This window comes from Blastococcus sp. OS1-29, assembly GCF_057628075.1.
In genome coordinates this window covers 360,580-383,064 of sequence record NZ_JBXXJK010000005.1, presented here as the reverse complement: position 1 = coordinate 383,064, position 22,485 = coordinate 360,580, and the positions used below count along the sequence as shown (strand labels likewise).

The following is a 22,485-nucleotide window of genomic DNA, read 5'->3' as shown; positions in this document are numbered from 1 at the left end:
CTGGAGCCGTGAGATCGGGGAGATCGGGGTCGTGGCGGGCCGTGAGACCCCGGCAACCCCGTTCTCGACGCTGCGGCGCCGGCTCAGGCAGTCTTCGCGCGGAGCTCGGCGTAGCGGGCCGAGCACTGCTCCATGGTGGGCAGCAGGCCCTGCTCGTGCGCCTCGGCCAGCGTCGGCGCGGCCTGGTCCTTGGCCGAGAACTCGAACTCCATGTCCGTCGGCCACGGCAGGTCGAGGGCCGGGTCCATCGGGTTGATGCCGAACTCGCGTCCGGGGGAGTAGCCGGAGGACACGAGGTAGGTGACCGAGCTGTTGTCGGCGAGGGACACGAACGCGTGCCCGAGCCCCTCGGCGAGGTAGACGGCGCTCGGCTGCTCGCTGTCGAGCACGACGGAGTCGTGGACGCCGAAGGTGGGGGAGCCGACCCGGATGTCGACGATGACGTCGAGCACCTTGCCGGCCGGGCAGTAGACGTACTTCGCCTGGCCGGGCGGCACGAGCGCGAAGTGCACGCCGCGCAGCACGCCCCGGGCGGAGACGCTGTGGTTGGCCTGCGCGAGGGTCAGCCCGAAGCCGGTCGCCCCGGCGAGGACGTCGGCTCGGTACCACTCGGTGAACCGGCCGCGGGAGTCGCCGTGCGGCACGAGGTCGAGTGCGTAGCTGTCGGGAACGGCGAGCTCACGGATCTCCACCCCCCCGACGTTATCGAACGGGCCCGCTCACTCCGGAGGGGTGCCGAGCCACAACCGGCCCACCAGAGAGGTGCCACCCGGAGTGCCGACCGGCTCCCAGCGGGTCGTCCAACCCTCGGCGTGCAGCTGCACGATCGCCGCGCCGAGGAGCGCGCCGAGGTTGACCGCGGTCGTCGTGGTCACCGTGTCGGTGAGGTGCACGTCGACGGCGCCGTCCCCCTCACCGCCGTACCGGAGCACCACCGGGAACTCCGGCAGGGCGGCGCTCGCGACGCGGAAGGCCGCCGCGACCGCCGCGAGCTCCCCGGGACGCGGGACCAGCTCGGCCCCCGACGTCCGGGAGCCGACCAGGTCGCGGGCGCCGTAGGGGAAGAGGTCGTCGGCCGGCAGCCGGACCAGCGGTCGGGTGCCGGTATCGGGCTCGGGTCGCCGCACGGACAGCCCCCGGATCACCGCGACCGGTACGCCGCCGAGCTTGCCCTTCACCAGGTCCGCGGCCGACGCCAGCTCGTCGACGACCGCCGTGCGCGTCGTCTCGAGCCGGTTGCCGAAACCGTCGACCGCTCCCCGGTGGTCGATCAGGGCCTCGATGCCGGCCGCCCCGACGGCGACGTCGGTGAGGCCCTCGCGCCAGGTGCGGCCGAACGTGTCGCTGATCACCACGGCGACGTCGACGCCGAGCAGCTCGCCGACGCGGGACCGGAGGGCGCGGGCCGAGGCGTCGCCGTCCTCGGGCAGGAGGACCAGGGCGTCCTGCGCCACGTTGGACGCGTCGATGCCCGCTGCAGCGACGACCCAGCCCTGCCGGGTCTGCACGATCGCCAGCGGCCCGCGGCGGGCCACCACGCGCACGGCCTCGTCCTCGACCGCCTGCAGCCGGAGTTCCTCCCGGTCGGCGCCCGGTGGGACCGGGACCAGCCGGCCCTCCACCTTGGAGACGACCTTGGAGGTGACGACGACCACGTCGCCGTCGGCCAGCCACGGCGCGGCGGCAGCGATCGCCGCCGCCAGGTCGTCATTCGGGGCGAACTCGGGCAGCCCGGGAACCGGGAGGACCGCCAGGCCGCCGGGTGGAGCGGACGTTCCGGTTCGCGGTTCGGCCGCGTCCCGGGTGCCGCCCTGAGCCTGCGAAGGGTGGGGAGGACGTGGTCCTTTCTCAGGCACGTGCCGCGTCCAGGGCAGCGCCGGCCAGCTCGCGGGTCGCCTCGGGGGAGGACATCAGCAGCGGGACGGGGCGGACGTCGACACCGGGCACGTCGGCGGCGTCGTCGGGGGCGATCAGCCAGGCGTCGAGGAGGCCGCCCGAGCTCCGCGCGCCGTAGTGCCGGCCGACGCCCTCCGCGCTCACCTCGACGCCGAGCACGGGCAGGCAGCGGTCGGCCATGCCGCGCACCACGTCGCCGCCGACGATCGGGGAGACCCCGGCGATGCGGCCGGATGTGGCCAGCAGCGCGTCCCGCAGGCCGGGGACACCGAGGATCGTGCCGATGGAGACGACCGGGTTCGACGGCGCCAGCAGGACGGCGTCCGCCGCGGCGATCGCCTCGGTCACCCCCGGCGCCGGGCGCGCGGACTCCACGCCCACCTGCACGAAGGCCGAGGGGTCGAGGCCGGCGCGGTGGCGCACCCACCACTCCTGGAAGTGGATGGCCTGCTGCCGGCCGGTGCCGGGGTCGGCGACGACCACGTGGGTCTCGACCCGCTGGTCGCTCATCGGCAGCAGGGTGACGCCCGGTTGCCAGCGGTCGGCGAGCGCGGCGGTGACCGCCGAGAGCGGATAGCCGGCGTCGAGCATCCGCGTGCGGATCAGGTGGGTGGCCAGGTCGCGGTCGCCCAGCCCGAACCAGGTCGGGTCGGCGTCGTAGGCGGCGAGCTCTGTCTTGACCGTCCAGGTCTCGCCCGCGCGGCCCCAGCCGCGGTCCTCGTCGATCCCGCCGCCGAGGGTGTACATCACGGTGTCGAGGTCGGGACAGATGCGCAGCCCGTGCATCGTCACGTCGTCGCCGGTGTTGACGACGGCGGTGATCTCGGCCTGGGGGGCTGCCGCGCGGACCCCGCGCAGGAAACGAGCCCCGCCGGTCCCTCCGGCCAGCACGACGATCTTCACGAAACACATCCTGCCGGATAGGCAGTTGTCGACTGTTCGGCGGGCGTGTCGGGGCGTGGAACGAGATCTGACGAACGCCTGTGACGCATGTGACTGGTGTGGCGTGTCGCTTACACCGGGCGAAGTTGACGGCCGGGCAACGACACGCGTGTAATTCCGGCGATGTCATCGAGTGCACAGCGGTCCGGGATCGTCCCGGGAATCGCGCACCGGGACGAAAGCGAGAGGGGACGCATCGTCATGGCGGAGGTGTCGTGGTTGAGCGATTACGTCAGTTCGAACGACCGGTCCGCGGACCGGTTCGGGGCGGCCGCGGGCCAGGGCGTGTCTGCCTTCGGCGGGCAGGGCATCGCGGGTCTGCTGGGCATCGGGACCGAGGGCGACGCCCAGTCCTGGCAGGAGCAGGCGCTGTGCGCCGAGACCGACCCTGAGGCGTTCTTCCCCGAGAAGGGCGGCTCCACCCGCGAGGCGAAGAAGATCTGCACCGGCTGCGAGGTCAAGGCGCAGTGCCTCGAGTACGCGCTGTCCAACGACGAGCGGTTCGGCATCTGGGGCGGGCTGTCGGAGCGCGAGCGCCGTCGCCTGCGCCGTCGCGCGGTCTAAGAAAACAGCCCCTGCCCCCCACCACTCGCAAGCTCGCGGCGGGCCCCTGCAGAGGGCCGGCGGCTGTGGTGCTATTCCGGGGTGTTCACCCGGGTCGCCTCCGGCCGCGCGCGGGTCGTCCGGGAGATCCGCTCGGCGGCGCCGCTGATGGCGCAGCTGCGGGCGCCGGTGACGGCCCGCGGACCGTGGCTCACCGCCGTCCTGAACGCATCGGTGGCCAGCCGGTTCTCCGGCCGTCCGGTGGCGGTGGTCGTGGAGGAGCATCCGCAGGGCCGGCCGGAGGCCGCGGCCTTCCTGCAGGTGCGGCGTCGTGGTCTGCTCACCGTCGTCACGGTGCTCGGCGGCGGGCTCGCGCCACCCGGTGGGCCCGGGGCGCGGCTGCTCGCCCGGGACGACGACGCCGCGGGTCTGCTCGCTGCCGGGATCGCGGACCTGTTCTGTTCGCTGCGGCGGCCCCGCCGGCTCCGGCTGGCCGGCCTGCCGCTCGGTGATCCCACGGCCCGGCAACTGAAGGGCCGGCTCGACGACGCCCTGATCGCCACGACGCGCACCTCCGCGCTGGTCGACGACCTCGACGAGCGCGGGCCGGTCGTCCGGAGCCGCGACCCGCGTGTCCTGGAGCGGTGGCTGCCGAACGTGCTGGCCGGACAGGACGACGCCCGCTCCCGGACGTTCCTGCGTGCATCGGCCCGGCTGCACGCCGCGATCGGTCAGCTGGAGGTCGCGGTGGTTCCCGCCGGCGACCGGTCGCCCGCCACCCTGCTGACGCTGGTGGACGGTGCCGCGCGGCGCCCCTGGTGGGGCTCTGCGGGCGGGCGCCCACTCGCCACCGCGCTGGGCTCGCCGTCGGTGACCGTCACCGCACCCGCCGGCGACTGGCCCCCGGTGCCCCGGCTCAGGAGGCGGAGCGCACCACGCTGACGCCGGGATCGTCGACCGTGACCGCACGCTCCGGGCCCAGCTCGAGCACCCCGCGGGCGGGTCGCCAGCCGCCGTCCGCCGCGCCGCCGGCGGGTGCGGCGGTGATCCGCAGCACGTAGACCCGCCCGGTGGCGACCGGCGCACTGCCGTTCGGGTGCACCTCGGTCGCGAACCGCCCGGTGACCTCCAGCCCGTCGCCGGGCGTGCGGACGGCCACGTCGGGCGTGGTGAGTTCGGCGTACTCCGTGGGGGCGCGGGTGCAGCCCGCCGCGACCGGATCGGCCGGGGCGTCCACGGTGAGGCAGTTGAAGGCCGGCAACTCCACCCGGACGCGGGTGCGGTCGCCCTCCGCCGAGACCTCGACCAGCGGATAGGTGGCGGTCACCCCGACGACGCGGGGCTCCAGGACCATTCCGCCGAAGGTCAGCCGGGCGGCCACGCCGGTCGCCGTGGTCGCGGAGGTCGCCGCAGCGGGTGGCCGGGCGTGCGGGCGCCCGTCGTCCGCCCGCGAGGTGGCGGCGACCGCGGCGGCGCCGAGCAGCAGGAGAGCGGTGACCGCCATGACGCCGAGCGGGAGGAGGGTGTCGCGCCGGAAGCGCGGCGCCGCCGTGGCGTGTTCGGGAGGTGCGGTCAGGGCAGCCCAGCCTGCGGGCGCGAGCGGAGTCGCGGTGCCGGGTGGGGACTCCAGGAAACCGGGCAGGTCGTCGCCGGCCGGGTCGTCCGGGGCCTCGGGCGGCCGACGCCGGAGGACCAGTGCGGTCGCCGCGCCGGCGAGGAGCACCACGCCGACCCCGAGAACGACGCCCAGCACGAGCCACGGCACCGCGGTGGTGCCGGTCGTCGCGCCGAGGATGTCCATCGGGCCCAGCATCCCAGGGGCCGGCACGACGACCGGCGCGGAACCCGGTGCGTCCCACCCGGTGCGCTGGGACCATCCGGGTGGTGACCACTCGGATGGGCGGCACGGCGGCGGATCCGCGGAGCAGGGTCGGCGCCCTCCTCGCCGAGCTGGGCGTGACCCAGCAGCTGCTCGCCGTCATCGACCGGGGGGCCCGGCTGGGCGTTGTCCAGGGGGTGCTCGCCGACCGGATCCTCGACCTCGCCGTCACCGAGAGCGGCCGGCTCCGGCTCCGCGCGGAGCTGCGCGGGCGCCGATGGGCCGAGCAGCGCGGCGTCGGCGTCCCCGACGTGCTCGCCGCGGCCGACGACGGGCGCTGGCTGCTCTCCCGGCGGGTGCACCCGGGCCCCGACCGCGGCGCCCGGTGGTCGGAGGAGGCGATCGAGGCCGCGGTCCGGATCGGCCCCCTCCCCCCACCGCCGGGCGCGCCCTGGCACCCGGGCGACGGGGGTGCGGTCCGGACGACGGGGCTGCGCCGGGTCCTGGGCTCGGTGGAGGACGCCGGCCGCCTCGCCCGCGGGGGCATCCGGCGCGGCGAGCTCCGCGCCGTGCGGGCCGCGGCTGCGGAGTTGCCGCTGGCCGAGACCTGCCACGGCGACCTGCGTGCGGCGAACGTCGTCCTGGACCAGGCGGTGGGCCGGGTCGTCGTCCTGGAATGGGCCGGAGTGACCACCGGCCCGCGGCACCACGACCTGCTCACGCTGTGGGCGACGTCGGCCCACGAGGAGGACCGGGCGCGGATCGCCGCCGCGGTGCTCCAGCGCACGGCCGCGTGGGAGGAGCCCGACGTCGGCCTGCTCTGGCAGGCGATCGCGCTGGAGCAGCTCGTCGCGCGGCTCACCCGGCCCGACCGCGGCGACGGCCTGGACGCGGCCTTCGCGCGGGCCCGTCTCGCCGAGGCCCGCCGGATCGCCGCCGACCTCGGTTAGGAGGTGGGGTCGATCTCCTCCGGGTCGCGGCCGAGCAGCACGGCCACCTGGTCGACCACCACGTCACGCACGAGGTCGGCGAGGTCCTCCCGGTCGTGGGCGCGGATCTCCAGCGGGCGCCGGTACACCACGATCCGGGGCGGCACGTCCCGCCCGTCCTCGCGGTGGGCGGGCAGTACCCGGGCCAGCGGCACGCTCCCGTCGTCGAGCACGTCGGCATCGAGGACCACGTCGTCCGGACTGGTGTGCTCGACCCACGGCACGTCCTCGACCGCGAACTCGACGCCGGCGAGCTCCCGCTCCCAGCGGCGCTCGAGCTCCTCGACCGCGTCGAGGACGAGATCGTCGAACTGCTCGGCGCGGCTGCGCGCCAGCGGCACCTCGGCCGGGACGAGTCGTCCGCGCAGGCCGCGGCCGTGTCGGTCGCGGCGGGATCGGCTCGTTCGGCGTGGTGGACGGCTCATCTCACCGGGCAGCCTACGGCGGGCCGGAGGCTCCGGACCGGTGTCGGTGCCCGCGGGGTCATCGTGCAGGATGGGGCGCCCGAGCCCGACTCCCGCTCTCCTTCCAGCGTGGCCTGCTGCGGTCGACCCCTGCCCAGGTTTAGTGTGCTGTCCGTGAGGATCCGGTGGTGAGGCAGTCACGTCGCTGCTCGCGCAGCGGCTGCGCGCAACCGGCAGCGGCGACACTGACCTACGTGTACGCGGAGTCGACCGCCGTCGTCGGCCCGCTGGCGACCTTCTCGGAGCCGCACAGCTACGACCTGTGCGAGTTCCACGCGCAGCGCCTCACGGTGCCCCGTGGGTGGGAGGTCGTGCGGCACGAGATCGACCTCGAGGACGCCGGTCCCACCGGTGACGACCTGCTCGCGCTCGCCGACGCGGTCCGCGAGGCGGCCCGTCCCGAGCCCCCGCGCGACCCCGCGGACGACGGCAGCGGCACCCGGCGCGGCCACCTGCGCGTCCTGCCCGACATCAACTAGGGCCGCCCCCGCCGATAGGGTCGCTCCCGTGGGCGACCTCTCCTCGATCATCAAGGCGTACGACGTGCGCGGAGTCGTCCCCGATCAGTGGGACGAGGAGATCAGCCGGGCGATCGGCGCCGCCTTCGCGGAGTTCGTCGCCGCCGAGACAGGCGCGACCGCCGTGGTCACCGCCCACGACATGCGTGAGTCCTCGATCCCGTTGTCCCGCGCCTTCGCCGAGGGCGTGATCAGTCGTGGCGTCGACGTCGTGGAGGCGGGCCTCGGGTCGACCGACCTGCTGTACTTCGCGGCCGGCTCGCTGGATCTTCCGGGTGCCATGTTCACCGCCAGCCACAACCCGGCGCAGTACAACGGCATCAAGATGTGCCGGGCCGGCGCCGCCCCCATCGGGCAGGACTCGGGGCTGGCCACGATCCGGGAGTGGGCCGAGCGCGACGACTACGACCGCGAGCCGGGCCGGGTCGGGCAGGTGTCCCAGCGCGACGTCCTCGCCGAGTACGCGGCGCACCTGAACGGCCTTGTCGACCTGTCGGGCGGCCGGCCGCTGAAGGTCGTCGTGGACGCCGGCAACGGCATGGGCGGCCACACCGTGCCCGTCGTCCTCGCCGGTCTGCCCCTGGAGATCGTGCCGATGTACTTCGAGCTGGACGGGTCGTTCCCCAACCACGAGGCCAACCCGCTGGACCCGGCCAACCTGGTCGACCTGCAGGCAGCGGTCCGCGAGCACGGCGCCGACATCGGGCTCGCCTTCGACGGCGACGCCGACCGGGTGTTCGTCGTCGACGAGCGCGGCGACCCGGTGAGCCCGTCGGCGGTCACCGCGCTGGTCGCGGTTCGGGAGCTGGCCAAGGGCCACGGGACGACGATCATCCACAACCTGATCACCTCGCGCGCGGTGCCCGAGATCGTCCGCGAGCACGGTGGCGAGCCGGTGCGCACCCGGGTGGGGCACTCGTTCGTCAAGGCCGAGATGGCCCGCACGGACGCCGTCTTCGGCGGGGAGCACTCGGCGCACTACTACTTCCGCGACTTCTGGCGCGCCGACACCGGCATGCTCGCCGCGATGCACGTGCTGGCCGCGCTGGGCGAGCAGGGCCGGCCCCTGTCGGAGCTGACCGCCGCCTACAGCCGGTACGCGGCGTCGGGGGAGGTCAACTCCTCCGTGGCCGACGCGACGGCGAAGACGGCCGAGGTGCGCGAGGCGTTCGCCGACGTCGACGGCGCGCGGGTGGACGAGCTGGACGGGCTGACCGTCGAGCTCTCCGACGGCGCGTGGTTCAACCTGCGGGCCAGCAACACCGAGCCGTTGCTGCGGCTCAACGTCGAGGCGCCGGACGCGGCGCGGATGACCGAACTCCGGGACCAGGTACTGAGGATGGTGCGGGCATGACCGACGCGACGACCGGCCCGCTGGGCCTCGACCCCCACCTGCTGGAGATCCTGGCCTGCCCCGACACCCACCACAGCCCGCTGACGGTCGACGAGGAGGCGAGCGAGTTGCTGTGCACCACGTGCGACCGGGCGTTCCCGGTGCGGGACGGCATCCCCGTGCTGCTGCTGGACGAGGCACGGCACCGGTCCTGATGACCGGCCGCGCATGACCTCGCCCGAGTTCGCCGAGGAGGTCCTCGACGACCTCGACCTGCTCCGCGCCCGTGACCCCCGCGGCCTGCTCCCGGCGGTCGCCGGCGCCGGCGCCCAGGTGCGCGAGACCGACCGGCTCACCGAGGAGGCCGGTCTCGGGCGCGTCACCCAGGGCGGCCGCCCGCGCGGGCTGGTCATCGTGGCCCGCCGGGAGGGCGCGGTCGCGGCCTCGGTGCTGCGCGCCCTGCTGGGCCCGTCCAGCCCGGTGACCATCGACGTCGTCCCCGGCCCGACCCTTCCCGTCTGGACCGGACCGAGCGACATCGCCGTGGTGGTCACCCGCACCGGCGCCGGCCGCTACGCCGTCACCCCGGCGTACGAGGCGGCGCGGCGCGGGGTGTCGCTGGTCGGTGTGGGGGCCGAGGACGCGCCGCTGCGCGGGGCGTGCTCGACCGCCCGGGCGCCCTACGTGGCCCTGCCGCGGTCCCGGGTGCAGCACACCACGCTCTGGTCGCTGCTGGTCCCGCTGCTGCGCCTGGCCACCGAGCTCGACCTGCTCCCGGCCGGTGTCGCCGAGCCGGAGGCCATCGCGGCAGCGCTCGACGAGGTGGCGGGCGAGTGCGGTCCGGCGCAGGAGTCGTTCGTCAACCCGGCCAAGACCCTGGCGCTGGAGCTGCTCGACGCACTCCCGGTCATCGCCGCCGAGGGGCCGCTCGCCGGCGCGGCCGCCACCCGGGTCGCCGACCAGCTGGCCACCCTGGCCGGGCTGCCGGTGTCGGGGTTCCGGCTGCCCGATCAGCGGGTGGCCGCCTGCGCCGTCCTGCGGGGGCCGCTGGCGCCGTCCGACGGTGCCGAGGACTTCTTCCGCGACCGCGCCGAGGACGAGGGCCGGCGGCTCCGGCTGCTGACCATCCGGGACACCGACGCCGGGGCCGAGGACGCCGCCGGGGAGCGGGAGCCCCGGTCGGCCCTGGAGGCGATGGACGAGGTGCTGCGCACCGCGGCCGCGCACAACGTCCCGGTCAGCGGACTGGCCGAACACGGCGACCCGGCACGGTTCGCCCGCCTGCCGCGGCTGGCCCGCCAGCTGGAGGTCGCCGACTTCACCGCCGTGTACCTGGCGCTCGCGCTGGACAACGAGAGGGCATTCGGCTCATGACGACGCACACCGACGACCACGGCGGGGGGCACGGCGGCACCATCGCGATCCTCGCCGCCCTGGGCGCGAACCTGGGCATCGCGATCGCCAAGTTCGTCGCCTTCGCGGTCACCGGCGCCTCCTCGATGCTGGCCGAGGCGATCCACTCCCTGGCCGACTCGGGAAACCAGGTGCTGCTGCTGGTCGGCGGGCGCCGGGCGAAGCGCGCCGCCACCCCCGAGCACCCCTTCGGGTTTGGTCGCGACCGCTACATCTACGCCTTCATCGTCTCGATCGTGCTCTTCAGCGTCGGCGGCCTGTTCGCGGTCTACGAGGGCGTGCACAAGCTCCGGCACCCCGAGGCCGTCGACTCACCGGCGTGGGCGCTCGGCGTCCTCGTCGTCGCGATCTTCCTGGAGGGCTTCTCCCTGCGGACGGCGGTCAAGGAGACGGCCGCGGTCAAGGCGCCGGGGGAGAGCTACTGGCGGTTCATCCGGACCGCGCGCGCTCCCGAGCTGCCGGTCGTCCTGCTCGAGGACACCGCCGCCCTGCTCGGCCTCGTCTTCGCGCTGCTCGGCGTCGGGGTGGCCGCCCTGACCGGCAACGGCGTCTACGACGGGGTCGGCACTGTCGCCATCGGCCTGCTGCTGCTCGTGGTGGCGGTCATCCTCGCGGTCGAGACCAAGAGCCTGCTGCTGGGTGAGTCGGCGACACCGGAGGACCAGCGCAGGATCGTCGCCGCCCTGGAGTCCGGGCAGTTCCCGGTCATCCACATCCGGACGATGCACCTGGGCCCCGACGAGATCCTGGTGGCCGCGAAGATCGCCATCGACCACGACGACACCGCCGCCGGCATCGCCCGCGGCATCGACGACGCCGAGCGCCGGATCCGCGACGCCGTCCCCACCGCCCGGATGATCTTCCTCGAGCCAGACCTGCGGCGGTCCGGCACGGTGGCCGCCCCGGGAGCGCCCGGGACGCACGGGGCCTGAGAGGCGCCGGAGACCGGTGCGGTGGCGGGTCGTGCTCCGGCTCCCCGAGGGCCGGGGGACAGTGGGGTCATGAGCCGGACGCAGCTGTCCCCGGCGCGCCGCCGGGCCGACCGTGCCGCCGTCGAGACCGACGTCGTCGACGTCCTCGTCATCGGGGGCGGGGTCACCGGCGCCGGGGCCGCCCTCGACGCCGCCAGCCGCGGCCTGTCGGTCGCCCTGCTCGAGGCCCGCGACTTCGCCGCAGGCACGTCCAGCCGCTCGAGCAAGCTGATCCACGGCGGTCTGCGGTACCTGGAGCAGCTGGCCTTCCCGCTGGTGCACGAGGCGCTGTCGGAGCGGTCGCGACTCGTGCAGACGATCGCGCCGCACCTGGTCACCCCGCTGCCCTTCCTGCTGCCCCTGACCGCGCCGGTCTGGCAGCGCGCGTACTACGGCGCGGGGGTGGCCCTCTACGACGTCCTGGGTGCGGCGTTCACCAGCGACCGGGAGATCCCGCGACACCGCCACCTGTCCCGCACCGCGACGCTCGAGGCGTTCCCGGGGCTGCGCCCCGACGTCGTCCGGGGGTCGATCCGCTACTGGGACGCCCAGGTCGACGACGCGCGGCACACGCTCGCCGTCGTCCGCACGGCAGCGGGCTACGGGGCACGGGTGCTGTCCAGTGCCCGGGTGACCGGGCTGATCCGGGACGGGGACGGCCCGTCGGCCCCGGTCGTCGGCGTGCGGGCGTCCGACCTGACCGACGGCAGCTCGTTCCGGGTCCGCGCGCGCAGCGTCATCGCCGCGACCGGTGTGTGGAGCGACGACATCGGCGCGATGCTCGGCGCCGCGGCACCGAGCCTGAAGGTGCGTGCCTCGAAGGGAGTGCACCTGGTCGTGTCGCGGGAGGCGATCGACGCCGGCGACCTGGACGCGGGCGACGGCCGGCAGCCCGGCCTGATCCTGCGGACGCCGACCAGCGTGCTGTTCGTCATCCCGTGGGGCGAGCGCTGGATCGTCGGCACCACCGACACCCCGTGGAAGCTCGACCGCGACCACCCGGCCGCCTGCAGCACCGACATCAGCTACATCCTCGACCAGGTGAACCGCGTGCTGGTGCGGCCGGTCACGCCCGACCAGATCCTCGGCGTCTACGCGGGGCTGCGGCCGCTGCTGGCGGGGGAGTCCGACCAGACCAGCCGGCTCTCGCGCGAGCACGCCGTCGTGGCGCCCGCTCCCGGGCTGGTGCTGGTGGCAGGGGGCAAGTACACGACCTACCGCGTCATGGCCGAGGACGCCGTGGACGCGGCGGTGGCCGGGTTGCCGGGGATCCCGGCGTCGCGGACGGCGCACCTGCCGCTCGTCGGCGCGCACCAGTGGGACGTCGTCCGCGACGCGGCCCCCCAGCTGGCGGCCGCGTGGCGGCTGCCCGAGGACGCCGTCGAGCGGCTGCTGCACCGCCACGGCGACCGGGTCGGTGACGTGCTCGAGCTCGCCCGGGAGCACCCCGCGCTGGGCCGGCCCCTGACCGGTGCCCCGGGATATCTGGCCGCGGAGGTCGTGCACGCGGTCACCGCGGAGGGCGCCATGCACCTGGACGACGTCCTCACCCGCCGGACCCGGATCTCCATCGAGACCGCACACCGCGGCGTCGAGTCCGCCCCGGAGGTCGCGGCCCTCATGGCCGGCGCGCTCGGGTGGGACGACGAGCGCACGGCCCGGGAGGTCGAGCACTACGCGGCGCGGGTGGCGGCGGAGCGGGAGTCGCAGCGGATGCCCGACGATCGGACGGCGGACGCCGCCCGGCTGGGCGCGCCCGACGTCCGCTCCCCGGTCTAGCTGCGGCCTTTCTCCCTCGGAGGGGGCGGGCGACCTGCCGCTCGGACGCCTTGTTGCCGGTAGCCTCGAGTCGATGTGGTCGCTGACGAACACGGTGCGTCACTACCCCTGGGGGTCGCGCACCGTGATCCCCGAGCTCCTCGGTGAGACGAGCCCTGCGGACGAGCCGTACGCGGAGCTGTGGCTGGGCGCGCACCCGGACGCCCCCAGCGCGCTGTCCACGGGCACACCGCTGGACAAGGCGATCGAGGAGGATCCCGATCGGATGCTCGGCACCGGGGTGCGCGAGCGGTTCGGCACCCGGCTGCCGTTCCTGATGAAGGTCCTCGCCGCCGACCTGCCGCTCTCCCTGCAGGCGCACCCGACCACTGAGCAGGCCCAGGCGGGGTTCGCGGCCGAGGAGGCCGCCGGGGTGCCGCGCGACAGCCCGACGCGCACCTTCAAGGACCCCTTCCACAAGCCCGAGCTGCTGCTCGCGCTGACCCCGGTCGAGGCGCTGTGCGGCTTCCGGCCGGTCGAGGAGTCGCTGCACTGCCTGGCCAAGCTCCAGGTGTCCGAGCTCAAGCCCACCATCGCCGCCCTCGCCCGTGGCGGTCTGCGCGCGGCCATCCCGCAGTTGATCGCCCTCGCGCCGGATGTCCGGGCCGTGCTCGTCGAGGCGGTCGCCGCGGCGGCATCCGGGTTCGTGGCCGCGCACGACCCGGAGTTCATCAACACCTACCGGTGGGCCGCGTCGCTGGCCGCGACCTACGCCGGCGACCCCGGCGTCGTCATCTCGCTGATGTGCAACCACCTGACGCTCGAGCCGGGGGAGGCGGTGTTCCTGCCCGCGGGGAACCTGCACGCCTACCTCTCCGGGGCCGGCGTCGAGGTGATGGCCGCGTCGGACAACGTGCTGCGCGGCGGGCTGACCGCCAAGCACGTCGACCTGGCCGCCCTCATCGAGGTGCTCGACTTCACCGACGGCCGGGTGCCGATCCTGCACCCCGTCCTCGGGCCCGGAGGGCTGCGCTATCCCGTGCCGGTCGAGGACTTCGACCTGACCCGCTGCCAGCTCGACGCCCGGTCGGGGTCGCTGGGGACCTCCGGCCCGCAGGTGCTGCTCTGCACGGAGGGCACCGCCGTCCTCACCTCCGACGACGACGAGGTGACCCTCCCGAAGGGTGGCTCCGCGTTCGTGCCCGCAGGGGCGCCGGTCACCGCCTCGGGCCCCGCCGTCCTCTACCGGGCGACCACGAACCTCGGCTGACGCGTCCGGTCGCCGATCGTGACCGGAACGCGACATTCCCGTACTGTGGGACCCGGCACGAGCCCCGCCGAAGCCTCGGCTTGCTCGCTCGAATCCCGCAGACCGCCGAGAGGCCCCCGCTGCGCGCTGCGCAGCGCCCGGCTGATCCGGTGAATGGCACCCTGGAGCGACATGACCGCCAGCACTGGCACCCGTCCACTGACCACCTCGACCGGCGAGGCCGACTACAAGGTCGCCGATCTCTCCCTCGCCGGCTTCGGCCGCAAGGAGATCCAGCTCGCCGAGCACGAGATGCCCGGTCTGATGGCGCTGCGCGCCGAGTACGGCGAGGCACAGCCACTGGCCGGCGCGCGCATCGCCGGCTCGCTGCACATGACCGTGCAGACCGCCGTCCTCATCGAGACCCTGACCGCGCTGGGCGCCGACGTCCGCTGGGTCAGCTGCAACATCTTCTCCACGCAGGACCACGCGGCCGCCGCGATCGTCGTCGGCGAGGGCACCCCGGAGGAGCCCGCCGGCGTGCCGGTCTTCGCCTGGAAGGGCGAGACGCTGCCCGAGTACTGGTGGTGCACGCAGCGGCTGTTCGAGTTCCGCGACGAGGCGGGCGAGGTCGTCGGGCCGAACATGCTCCTGGACGACGGCGGCGACGCGACCCTGCTGGTCCACCTCGGCACCCGCTTCGAGGCCGAGGGCGCCGTCCCGGACACGACCGAGGCCGACTCCGAGGAGTACGGCGTCATCCTCGACGTCCTCCGCGGCACGCTCGCCGAGGACAAGGGCTACTGGACCCGCATCGGCCAGGGCATCAAGGGCGTCACCGAGGAGACGACGACCGGCGTCATGCGCCTGTACGAGCTCGCCCGCGACGGCCGCCTGCTCTTCCCGGCCATCAACGTCAACGACTCGGTCACCAAGAGCAAGTTCGACAACCTCTACGGCTGCCGGCACTCGCTGATCGACGGCCTCAACCGGGCCACCGACGTGATGATCGGCGGCAAGGTCGCCGTCGTCTGCGGCTACGGCGACGTGGGCAAGGGGTGCGCGGAGTCGCTGCGCGGCCAGGGCGCCCGGGTCATCGTCACCGAGATCGACCCGATCTGCGCGCTGCAGGCCGCCATGCACGGCTACGAGGTCACGACGCTGGACGAGGTGATCGGCAAGGCCGACATCATCATCACCACGACCGGCAACAAGGACATCATCTCGGCCGAGCAGCTCAGCCAGACCAAGCACCAGGCGATCATCGGCAACATCGGCCACTTCGACAACGAGATCGACATGGCCGGCCTGGCCCGAACCCCGGGTGTCGTCAAGACGACCATCAAGCCGCAGGTGGACGAGTGGCGGTTCGCCGACGGCCACACGATCATCGTGCTGTCGGAGGGCCGGCTGCTGAACCTGGGCAACGCCACCGGGCACCCGAGCTTCGTGATGAGCGCGTCGTTCTCCAACCAGACGCTGGCCCAGATCGAGCTGTGGAACAACCGCGCGGCCTACGAGGGCCGGACGCCCGGTGTCACCGTGCTCCCGAAGAAGCTCGACGAGCACGTGGCCCGGCTGCACCTCGACGCCCTCGGCGTGAAGCTGACCGAGCTGACCAAGGTGCAGGCCGACTACATCGGCGTCCCCGTCGAGGGTCCCTTCAAGAGCGACCACTACCGCTACTGACGGCCGCCCTTCAGGGGCCCGCGCCGAGCTTGCGAGGCGTGGGGGGAAGGGTGGTCCTTTCCGGCTCACCCTGATGGGTGGGCCGCTTTCCTTGCCTGACAGCGCAGAATGGTCGCCGTGCCACCCACCGCTCCCCAGAACGGGCCCTCCAGAGGCCGAGTCCTGGTCGTCGACGACGACGCCGCCCTCGCCGAGATGCTGGGCATCGTGCTGCGGCGCGAAGGCTACGAACCTGCCTTCGTCTCCGACGGCAACCGCGCCGTCGGCGTCTTCCAGCAGACGCGGCCCGACCTGGTGCTCCTGGACCTGATGCTGCCGGGCCGCAACGGCCTGCAGATCTGCCAGGACATCCGCACCCAGTCGACGGTGCCGATCGTGATGCTGACCGCCAAGGGCGACACGATCGACGTCGTCCAGGGGCTGGAGGCCGGCGCCGACGACTACGTGACCAAGCCGTTCAAGCCGGTCGAGCTGGTGGCCCGCGTGCGGGCGCAGCTGCGCCGTGGCGAGACCGGTCAGGCGGAGAACCTGAGCATCGGTGACGTGCAGATCGACGTGCCCGCGCACCAGGTCATCCGGGACGGCGCCCCGATCGCGCTGACCCCGCTGGAGTTCGACCTGCTGGTCGCCCTGGCGCGCAAGCCCCGCCAGGTGTTCACCCGGGAGCTGCTGCTCGAGCAGGTGTGGGGGTACCGGCACGCGGCCGACACCCGGCTGGTGAACGTCCACGTGCAGCGCCTGCGCGCGAAGATCGAGCGCGACCCGGAGAAGCCCGAGGTCGTGCTGACGGTCCGGGGTGTGGGGTACAAGGCGGGTCCGCCGTGACGGTGACCCGGCGGCAGTGACCCGGACGGACCTTCCCCGCAGCGACGCCGACGTCGCGGCGCCGCCGGTCGGCGCGCCGTCCCGCAGTGCCGCGGGGTTCCGGCGGATCCGCCGGGGGCTGCGCCGGCGCTCGGTGCGGCTGCGCCGCCGGAGCCTCGTGCTCTCCCGCCGGTTCGTGGTCCGCGCCCTGCACGTGTGGCGCTCCTCGTTGCAGGTGCGCATCGGCGCCATCACGATGGTCGTCGCCGGCACGGTCGTGATCATCGTGAGCCTCGTGCTGTTCAGCCAGATCCGCGACCAGCTGCTGTCGGTCAAGCGGCAGGCGGCCATCGACCAGGCGCAGGCCGGTGTGATCTACGCCCAGACCCAGGCGGCCGGTATCGCCACCGGCGACGCCGCGAGCGTCCGCTCGGCGCTCTCGCGCACGGTGACCCAGCTGGTCAATCGTGGCGGTGCCGCCGGCGACTTCGACGTCGTCATGATCCACCGGACCGGGCAGGTGCCCCGGATCGCCGAGAGCCGCCCCGGGCTGCGTGACGCCCTGCCGGGGGATCTGCGCGCCGCCGTCGACGCCGGGGGCCAGGCGTGGCGTTACGCACTGGTCCCCGACAGCGATCAGGTCCCGCGGCCGACCCTGCTCATCGGCGCCGCGGTGCCCAGCGACTCCGCCGGCAGCCAGCAGATCGAGCTGTACTACGCCTTCCCCCTGGACCAGGAGGAGGAGAGCCTCTCCCTGATCCGCAGCACGGTGATCATCAGCGGGGTCGCCCTGACGCTGTTCGTCGTCGGCATCGGCGTGCTGGTGACCCGGCTCGTCGTCGACCCGGTCCGCCGGGCCGCGGGGATCGCCCAGCGCCTGGCCGAGGGCCAGCTCGAGGAACGGATGATCGTCCGCGGTGAGGACGACCTCGCGCGGCTGGCGACGAGCTTCAACGCGATGTCCGACAGCCTGCAGCGGCAGATCACCCAGCTGGAGGGGCTCTCCCAACTGCAGCAGCGGTTCACCTCCGACGTCTCCCACGAGCTGCGGACGCCGCTGACGACGGTGCAGATGGCCGCGGACGTGCTGCACGAGGCACGCGGCGACTTCCCGCCGCACGTCGCGCGCTCGGCGGAGCTGCTGCGCGCGGAGCTGGACCGGTTCGAGAGGCTGCTCACCGACCTGCTGGAGATCAGCCGCTACGACGCCGGCGCCGCGGTCCTCGACAGCGAGCCGGTCGACCTCGGCGCGCTGGTGGCCCGGGTGGCCGCCGGGATGTGGTCGCTGGCCGAGCGGCACGACTCGGAGCTGGTGGTCAACCGACCGGAGGGCGAGGACGTCATCGCCGAGGTCGACGCCCGCCGGGTGGAGCGCATCCTGCGGAACCTGGTCGGCAACGCCATCGAGCACGGCGCCGGCAAGCCGATCGAGATCACGCTGGCCGCCAACCGGACCGCCGCCGCGGTCACCGTGCGCGACTACGGCGTCGGCCTGAGCTCGGCGGACGCCCAGCACGTCTTCGACCGCTTCTGGCGGGCCGACCCCTCACGCGTGCGGACCGTGGGCGGCAGCGGGCTGGGCCTGTCGATCAGCCTCGAGGACGCCCGGCTGCACGGCGGCTGGCTGCAGGTGTGGGGCCAACCCGGGGCGGGCGCCCAGTTCCGGCTCACGCTGCCGCTGCGCGCCGGCGCCGACCTCACCAGCTCGCCGCTGCCGCTGCGGCCGTCCGTCGTCCGTCGCCCGGGCGGCGGGTCATGAGGACAGGTGCCCGCTGGGCGCCGCTGCTCGCCCTGCTGCTCGCCGTCACCGGGTGCTCGACGGTGCCGAGCTCGTCGGCGACCGTGCAGATCACCGATGCGCCGTCCCGTCCGTCGGAGTCGGTGGGCATCGAGCCGCTGCCGCCGGAGCCGGGTGCCACTCCGGAGGAGATCGTCCGGGGATTCATCGAGGCCGCCGCGAGCGTGCGGCAGGGACACCCCGTGGCCAAGCAGCACCTCACCCCGGCCGCGGCGAGGAACTGGTCGGACGAGGGCGGCATCACGGTGCTCAGCAACGACTTCGCCACGGTGGCGACCGCCCCCGAGTCGGTCACCTTGACCGCGAACCCGGTGGGGACGGTCGACTCGCGAGGCGTGTTCACCGTCGGCGGCACCGGGATCTTCACCCGCCAGTTCAACCTGGAGAAGGTGGGCGGTCAGTGGCGGATCAGCGACCCGCCCAACGGCCTGATCATCCTCGAGCCCGACTTCGAGCGGCTCTACGCCGAGCGGGACGTGTTCTTCCTGGACCCCACCCGGCAGCGCGTGGTGCCCGACCCCCGGCTGCTCATCAAGGGCGACGCCCAGCCCACGGCCCTCGTCCAGCGGATCCTCGACGGCCCGTCCGCGCCGATCGCCGCCGGCGTCCGCAACGCGCTCACCGGCGTGCAGCTGCGGAACGCGGTGACCATCAGCGCCCAGTCGGCGGTCGTCGACCTGACCTTGACGAATCCTCCGGTGGACCTCGCTCCGGTGCTGTCGGAGATCTGCGCGCAGATCGTGTGGACCCTCGCGCCGCTGAGCCAGACGGTGGAGATCCGTGTCGACGGCGAACCGGTGGACATCGCCGGGGTCCCACCGCAGCAGACCCGGGAGGACTGGGCCGCCTTCGATCCCGACGCGGTGCCGCTGGACGCCGTGGGCCACTACCTCAACGGCGGCGCCGTGCACACGGTGGCCACGGGGGCGCCGATCCCCGGGCCGGCCGGCACCGGCGCGTACGGGCTCACCAGCGCCGCGGTGTCGGCGGACACGCGCACGGGGAAGCTCTCGTTCCTGGTCGGTGTCCGGTCCGACGCGTCCGGGGCCGTGCTGTACGCGGGGCCCTACGACAAGGACCTCGCCCAGGTGCTGGCCGCCACGACCCTCACGGCCCCCACGGTCGCGGCCACCCGCTCGGAGGCGTGGGTGGTGCGGGACGGGACCGACGTGGTCCGGGTGCCGGCCGGCGCCGCGCCGCAGGCGGTGAGCGCCCCGACGCTGCAGGGCCTGGGACGTGCCGACGTCCTCCGGCTGTCGCCGGACGGCGTCCGCGCGGCGCTGGTCGTGGCGGGCCCGTCCGGCACCAGCCTGTACGTGGGGACGGTGGTCCGCGCCGAGGACGGCAGCGTGGAGCTGCGCGACCTGCGCGGCATCGCGCCGTCGCTGTCGCAGGTGGTCGACGTCGCATGGCGGGACAGCGCCAACGTGGTGGTGCTGGCCAGCGACCAGCGGCAGGACCGGGTCGACCCGTACGCGGTCGGCGTCGACGGCTGGGGGCTCGCCACGCTCCCCTCGGCCGGTCTGCCCAGCCAACCGGAGTCGATCGCCGCGGCGCCGACGCGCCAGCCGCTCGTCGACGCCGGTGGCACCATCTGGCAGCTGGCCGGCGGCACCTGGGTCACCCTGGTGCGCGGGGCCGAGCCCCTTCCCGGGACGGCGCCCTTCTACCCCCTGTAGCCGGAAAGGACCGCCGTTCTCCCCAGCCCTCGCACGCTCGGGCCGGGACCCGGAACGGGGCCTTACGGTGTCGCGGTGCCCAGTCCCTCGCTGCTCGGTGCGCTCGCCGATCTGGTGCTGCCCCGCACGTGCGCCGGCTGCGGGGTGCCCGGCCGGATGCTCTGTCCGCGGTGCGCGGCCCGGTTGGCGGTCCCGCGCCTGGCGACCCCGCGCCGCTTCCCGTGGGGATTCCCGCCGACCGCGGCAGCGGGCGCCTACAGCGGACCCGTGCGGCCGGCGGTCAACGCGTTCAAGGAGCAGGGCCGGGCGGAGCTCGCCGGCCCCCTGGGGGCGGCACTGGCGCTCGCCGTCGCGGCGGTGGTGAGCGCCGCCGGGCCGGCTCGGCCGGTGCTGCTGGTGCCGGTGCCGAGCTCGGCCGCCGCCCTGCGCACCCGCGGCCGCGACCACGTCCGGGAGCTGAGCCGCCGGGCCGTCGCCGAACTACGGACGGCGGGTCTCGCGGCGGCGGAGGCCCGGCTGCTGGTCCGGCGCGGACGGGTGCGCGACTCCGCCGGCCTGTCCGCCGCGGCCCGGCGGGCGAACCTGGTCGGGTCCTTCGCCCGGGACCCGTCGGTCGTGCCGATGCCGGGCGCGCTGCTGGTGCTGGTGGACGACGTGGTCACCAGTGGCGCGACCCTCACCGAGGCCGCCGCGGCGCTGTCCGCGGAGTGTCGTCCGGACGACGCGCCGGTGCTCGCCGCAGTCGTCGCCGCGACCCCGCGACGGCCCTCCACGTCCCCTGCGCGGGGCGACCTGCGGGTTGTCCCGGAGCGGCACGAGAACGTCCGGAGGAGCCCTCCGGCCGACTGTCGGGACGGTGGGTGAAGGACTAGCGTCGAAGCGACTACACCCGTCCAACCGGGAGGTCACATGGAGATCGTGGTCCGTGGTCGCAACGTCGAAGTTCCGGAGCACTACCGCCAGCACGTCGAGGACAAGGTCGGCCAACTCGAACGGTTCGACGGCAAGCTGAAGATGCTCCGCATGGATGTGGAGCTGTTCCACGAGAAGAACCCCCGCCAGGCCGCGCACTGCCAGCGCGTGGAGATCACCCTCCGCGGCAAGGGCCCCGTCATCCGCGCCGAGGCCGACGGCGCCGACTTCTACGAGGCCCTCGACCTGGCCGCCGGCAAGCTCGAGAGCCGGCTGCGCCGCGCGGCCGACCGCCGTCGGGTGCACCACGGCCGGAGGACCCCGGCCAGCGTGCGGCTCACCGGCAACAGCCCGGTCGACGAGACCGCTGTCACCGGCGCCCTGGACCTGGATCGGCAGCTGGCCGAGGGTCCGCACATGACCGATCTGGACGAGCACCTGCCCGGCCGGGTCGTCCGGGAGAAGCACCATCCCGCCACTCCCATGACCGTCGACCAGGCGCTCCACGAGATGGAGCTGGTCGGCCACGACTTCTTCCTCTTCCAGTGCGCCGACACCGGCCAGCCGACGGTCGTCTACCGCCGGCACGCCTACGACTACGGCCTCATCCGGCTCTCCGAGCAGTCGCAGAACGGGGCCGGGCCGGCGCACGCCGAGACGCCGGCCGCCCAGGGCGCGGCGGCGCACGCCTGACCGAGGCGGGAGGGCGCGCGTGTCGCGCCCTCCCGCACCGTCGGTTCACCCGCCGGCCACCCGCCCGAACAGCACGGCGTCGGCTCGCGACCCGTCCTGGTAGTGCAGGCAGGACCTGACGGTTCCCTCCGCGGTGAAGCCGGCCCGCACGGCGACGGCCTGCGAGGCCGTGTTGGCCACGTCGGTGAACAGGTGCACGCGTGGTGCGCCGCGCTCGATGGCCCAGTCCGCCAGCGTGCGCGCCGCCTCCGCCGCGTAGCCCTTCCGGCGGGCCCAGGGCGCCGTCCAGTAGCCGATCTCGGGACCGAGACGGCCGGTGGTCAGGTGGTGCGCCCCGCAGGCTCCGACCAGCTCGCCGTCGACCTCGACCGCACAGCCGAGGTCGGTGCCGGCCTGCCGGCCACGCGGTGCGATGCCAGTGACGAACTCGACGGCCGCCTCTCGCGTGTAGGGCGAGGGCAGCGCGGTCAGCCAGCGCTGCAGGTCCCCGTCCTGGCAGGCGCGGAAGACCGCCTCCACGTCGTCGGGCCGGAAGGGGCGCAACAGCAGGCGTTCTCCGCGCACCACCTCGGTGGTCAGGTCGATGCCGTCGAGTTCCACCGGCCCATGGTCAGGGGTTGCCGAGGATCCGGTCCACCGAGATCTCGAGAACGACGCGGGCCGGGTTCTCGCGCGGCTGCCGGTAGCGGACGGCGTAGCGCGCGACGGCGTCGGCCACCGCGTGGCCCTCGTGCAGGGTCCCGGCCCGAGCTTGCGAGGGCCGGGGGGCACGGGGGTCCTTCTACTGGCAGACCGCCACGCGCCCTCCGCCGTCCCGCAGGTGCGCGACCTTGGCCGACGAGCCGGACGTGATCACCCTGGCCGTGCGGGTCGCCGGGTCGTAGGTGAACCCGACGGGGACCACGTGCGGCGTGCCGTCGGGACGCAGGGTGGTGAGCGTGGCCAGGTGCCGTCCGGTCAGGAAGGCGAGCGCGTCCGGGCCCGGGTCGGCGGGATCGATGGCCATCGGTGCAGG

Annotated in this window: 23 protein-coding genes; 16 read left to right on the top strand and 7 right to left on the bottom strand. The window is 74.3% G+C overall.

What is annotated here, in order from left to right; translation table 11 throughout:
* Nucleotides 1–83 precede the first annotated feature (83 nt).
* Genes AC2H4J_RS15460 through cofD form a run of 3 tightly spaced genes read right to left on the bottom strand, consistent with a single transcriptional unit; the run spans nt 84 to nt 2,808 of the window.
* Entirely contained in the window at nt 84–692 is a 609-nt protein-coding gene (locus AC2H4J_RS15460) for a dTDP-4-dehydrorhamnose 3,5-epimerase family protein (protein ID WP_487465758.1), read from the bottom strand.
* Between the two features lie 27 nt (nt 693–719).
* A complete protein-coding gene (locus AC2H4J_RS15455) occupies nt 720–1,856 on the bottom strand; it encodes a coenzyme F420-0:L-glutamate ligase (RefSeq protein WP_487465757.1) in 1,137 nt (378 codons plus the stop codon).
* Entirely contained in the window at nt 1,849–2,808 is a 960-nt protein-coding gene (gene cofD / locus AC2H4J_RS15450) for a 2-phospho-L-lactate transferase (RefSeq protein WP_487465756.1), read from the bottom strand. The genes AC2H4J_RS15455 and cofD overlap by 8 nt, the downstream gene beginning before the upstream one ends.
* A 339-nt stretch (nt 2,809–3,147) precedes the next feature.
* Between cofD and AC2H4J_RS15445 the strand changes: the two genes are divergently transcribed.
* Together AC2H4J_RS15445 and AC2H4J_RS15440 are read left to right on the top strand one after the other, a co-directional pair.
* Nucleotides 3,148–3,402, top strand: coding sequence for a WhiB family transcriptional regulator (locus AC2H4J_RS15445; protein ID WP_487465827.1), 255 nt, complete (start codon nt 3,148–3,150; stop codon nt 3,400–3,402).
* Between the two features lie 81 nt (nt 3,403–3,483).
* Nucleotides 3,484–4,323 (top strand): hypothetical protein, encoded by an 840-nt coding sequence (locus AC2H4J_RS15440; protein ID WP_487465755.1) that lies wholly within the window; start codon nt 3,484–3,486, stop codon nt 4,321–4,323.
* Here AC2H4J_RS15440 and AC2H4J_RS15435 read toward each other — a convergent pair.
* Nucleotides 4,298–5,182, bottom strand: coding sequence for a hypothetical protein (locus AC2H4J_RS15435; protein ID WP_487465754.1), 885 nt, complete (start codon nt 5,180–5,182; stop codon nt 4,298–4,300). The two genes, AC2H4J_RS15440 and AC2H4J_RS15435, sit on opposite strands and share 26 nt — an antisense overlap.
* Nucleotides 5,183–5,265: 83 nt before the next feature.
* Here AC2H4J_RS15435 and AC2H4J_RS15430 point away from each other — a divergent pair, with 83 nt between their 5' ends.
* Nucleotides 5,266–6,150, top strand: a complete 885-nt coding sequence (locus AC2H4J_RS15430) for a phosphotransferase (RefSeq protein ID WP_487465753.1) — start codon at nt 5,266–5,268, stop codon at nt 6,148–6,150.
* Here AC2H4J_RS15430 and AC2H4J_RS15425 read toward each other — a convergent pair.
* A complete protein-coding gene (locus AC2H4J_RS15425; protein WP_487465752.1) occupies nt 6,147–6,614 on the bottom strand; it encodes a metallopeptidase family protein in 468 nt (155 codons plus the stop codon). The genes AC2H4J_RS15430 and AC2H4J_RS15425 overlap by 4 nt on opposite strands.
* A 167-nt stretch (nt 6,615–6,781) precedes the next feature.
* Between AC2H4J_RS15425 and AC2H4J_RS15420 the strand changes: the two genes are divergently transcribed.
* From AC2H4J_RS15420 to hpf, 13 genes are all read left to right on the top strand, one after another.
* The gene (locus AC2H4J_RS15420) at nt 6,782–7,132 is read left to right on the top strand and encodes a DUF3499 domain-containing protein (RefSeq protein ID WP_487465751.1); all 351 of its coding nucleotides are present in this window, start codon (nt 6,782–6,784) and stop codon (nt 7,130–7,132) included.
* 28 nt (nt 7,133–7,160) lie between these two features.
* Nucleotides 7,161–8,525, top strand: a complete 1,365-nt coding sequence (locus AC2H4J_RS15415; RefSeq protein ID WP_487465750.1) for a phosphomannomutase/phosphoglucomutase — start codon at nt 7,161–7,163, stop codon at nt 8,523–8,525.
* Nucleotides 8,522–8,719 (top strand): Trm112 family protein, encoded by a 198-nt coding sequence (locus AC2H4J_RS15410; RefSeq protein ID WP_487465749.1) that lies wholly within the window; start codon nt 8,522–8,524, stop codon nt 8,717–8,719. Before AC2H4J_RS15415 ends, AC2H4J_RS15410 begins: the two co-directional genes overlap by 4 nt.
* A 13-nt stretch (nt 8,720–8,732) precedes the next feature.
* Nucleotides 8,733–9,878 (top strand): SIS domain-containing protein, encoded by a 1,146-nt coding sequence (locus AC2H4J_RS15405; RefSeq protein WP_487465748.1) that lies wholly within the window; start codon nt 8,733–8,735, stop codon nt 9,876–9,878.
* Complete coding sequence (locus AC2H4J_RS15400; RefSeq protein ID WP_487465747.1) at nt 9,875–10,849, top strand: cation diffusion facilitator family transporter; 975 nt, start codon at nt 9,875–9,877, stop codon at nt 10,847–10,849. Before AC2H4J_RS15405 ends, AC2H4J_RS15400 begins: the two co-directional genes overlap by 4 nt.
* A gap of 69 nt (nt 10,850–10,918) precedes the next feature.
* The gene (locus AC2H4J_RS15395) at nt 10,919–12,667 is read left to right on the top strand and encodes a glycerol-3-phosphate dehydrogenase/oxidase (RefSeq protein ID WP_487465746.1); all 1,749 of its coding nucleotides are present in this window, start codon (nt 10,919–10,921) and stop codon (nt 12,665–12,667) included.
* A gap of 73 nt (nt 12,668–12,740) precedes the next feature.
* Nucleotides 12,741–13,916, top strand: coding sequence for a mannose-6-phosphate isomerase, class I (gene manA / locus AC2H4J_RS15390; protein WP_487465745.1), 1,176 nt, complete (start codon nt 12,741–12,743; stop codon nt 13,914–13,916).
* A 171-nt stretch (nt 13,917–14,087) separates the two neighbouring features.
* Entirely contained in the window at nt 14,088–15,584 is a 1,497-nt protein-coding gene (gene ahcY / locus AC2H4J_RS15385; RefSeq protein ID WP_487465744.1) for an adenosylhomocysteinase, read from the top strand.
* Nucleotides 15,585–15,692: 108 nt separating this feature from the next.
* The gene (mtrA, locus tag AC2H4J_RS15380; protein ID WP_487465743.1) at nt 15,693–16,409 is read left to right on the top strand and encodes an MtrAB system response regulator MtrA; all 717 of its coding nucleotides are present in this window, start codon (nt 15,693–15,695) and stop codon (nt 16,407–16,409) included.
* A gap of 16 nt (nt 16,410–16,425) precedes the next feature.
* Entirely contained in the window at nt 16,426–18,147 is a 1,722-nt protein-coding gene (gene mtrB, locus AC2H4J_RS15375) for an MtrAB system histidine kinase MtrB (RefSeq protein ID WP_487465742.1), read from the top strand.
* A complete protein-coding gene (locus AC2H4J_RS15370; RefSeq protein ID WP_487465741.1) occupies nt 18,144–19,865 on the top strand; it encodes an LpqB family beta-propeller domain-containing protein in 1,722 nt (573 codons plus the stop codon). The genes mtrB and AC2H4J_RS15370 overlap by 4 nt, the downstream gene beginning before the upstream one ends.
* Before the next feature lie 75 nt (nt 19,866–19,940).
* Entirely contained in the window at nt 19,941–20,729 is a 789-nt protein-coding gene (locus tag AC2H4J_RS15365; RefSeq protein ID WP_487465740.1) for a ComF family protein, read from the top strand.
* Between the two features lie 45 nt (nt 20,730–20,774).
* Nucleotides 20,775–21,470, top strand: coding sequence for a ribosome hibernation-promoting factor, HPF/YfiA family (gene hpf, locus AC2H4J_RS15360; RefSeq protein WP_487465739.1), 696 nt, complete (start codon nt 20,775–20,777; stop codon nt 21,468–21,470).
* A gap of 45 nt (nt 21,471–21,515) precedes the next feature.
* On the opposite strand, the gene AC2H4J_RS15355 is transcribed toward hpf, so the two are convergent.
* Both AC2H4J_RS15355 and AC2H4J_RS15350 read right to left on the bottom strand, forming a co-directional pair.
* Nucleotides 21,516–22,070: a GNAT family N-acetyltransferase gene (locus AC2H4J_RS15355; RefSeq protein ID WP_487465738.1), complete on the bottom strand. Its 555-nt coding sequence runs from the start codon at nt 22,068–22,070 to the stop codon at nt 21,516–21,518.
* A 181-nt stretch (nt 22,071–22,251) separates the two neighbouring features.
* The gene (locus tag AC2H4J_RS15350) at nt 22,252–22,476 is read right to left on the bottom strand and encodes a pyridoxamine 5'-phosphate oxidase family protein (protein WP_487465737.1); all 225 of its coding nucleotides are present in this window, start codon (nt 22,474–22,476) and stop codon (nt 22,252–22,254) included.
* Nucleotides 22,477–22,485 lie beyond the last annotated feature (9 nt).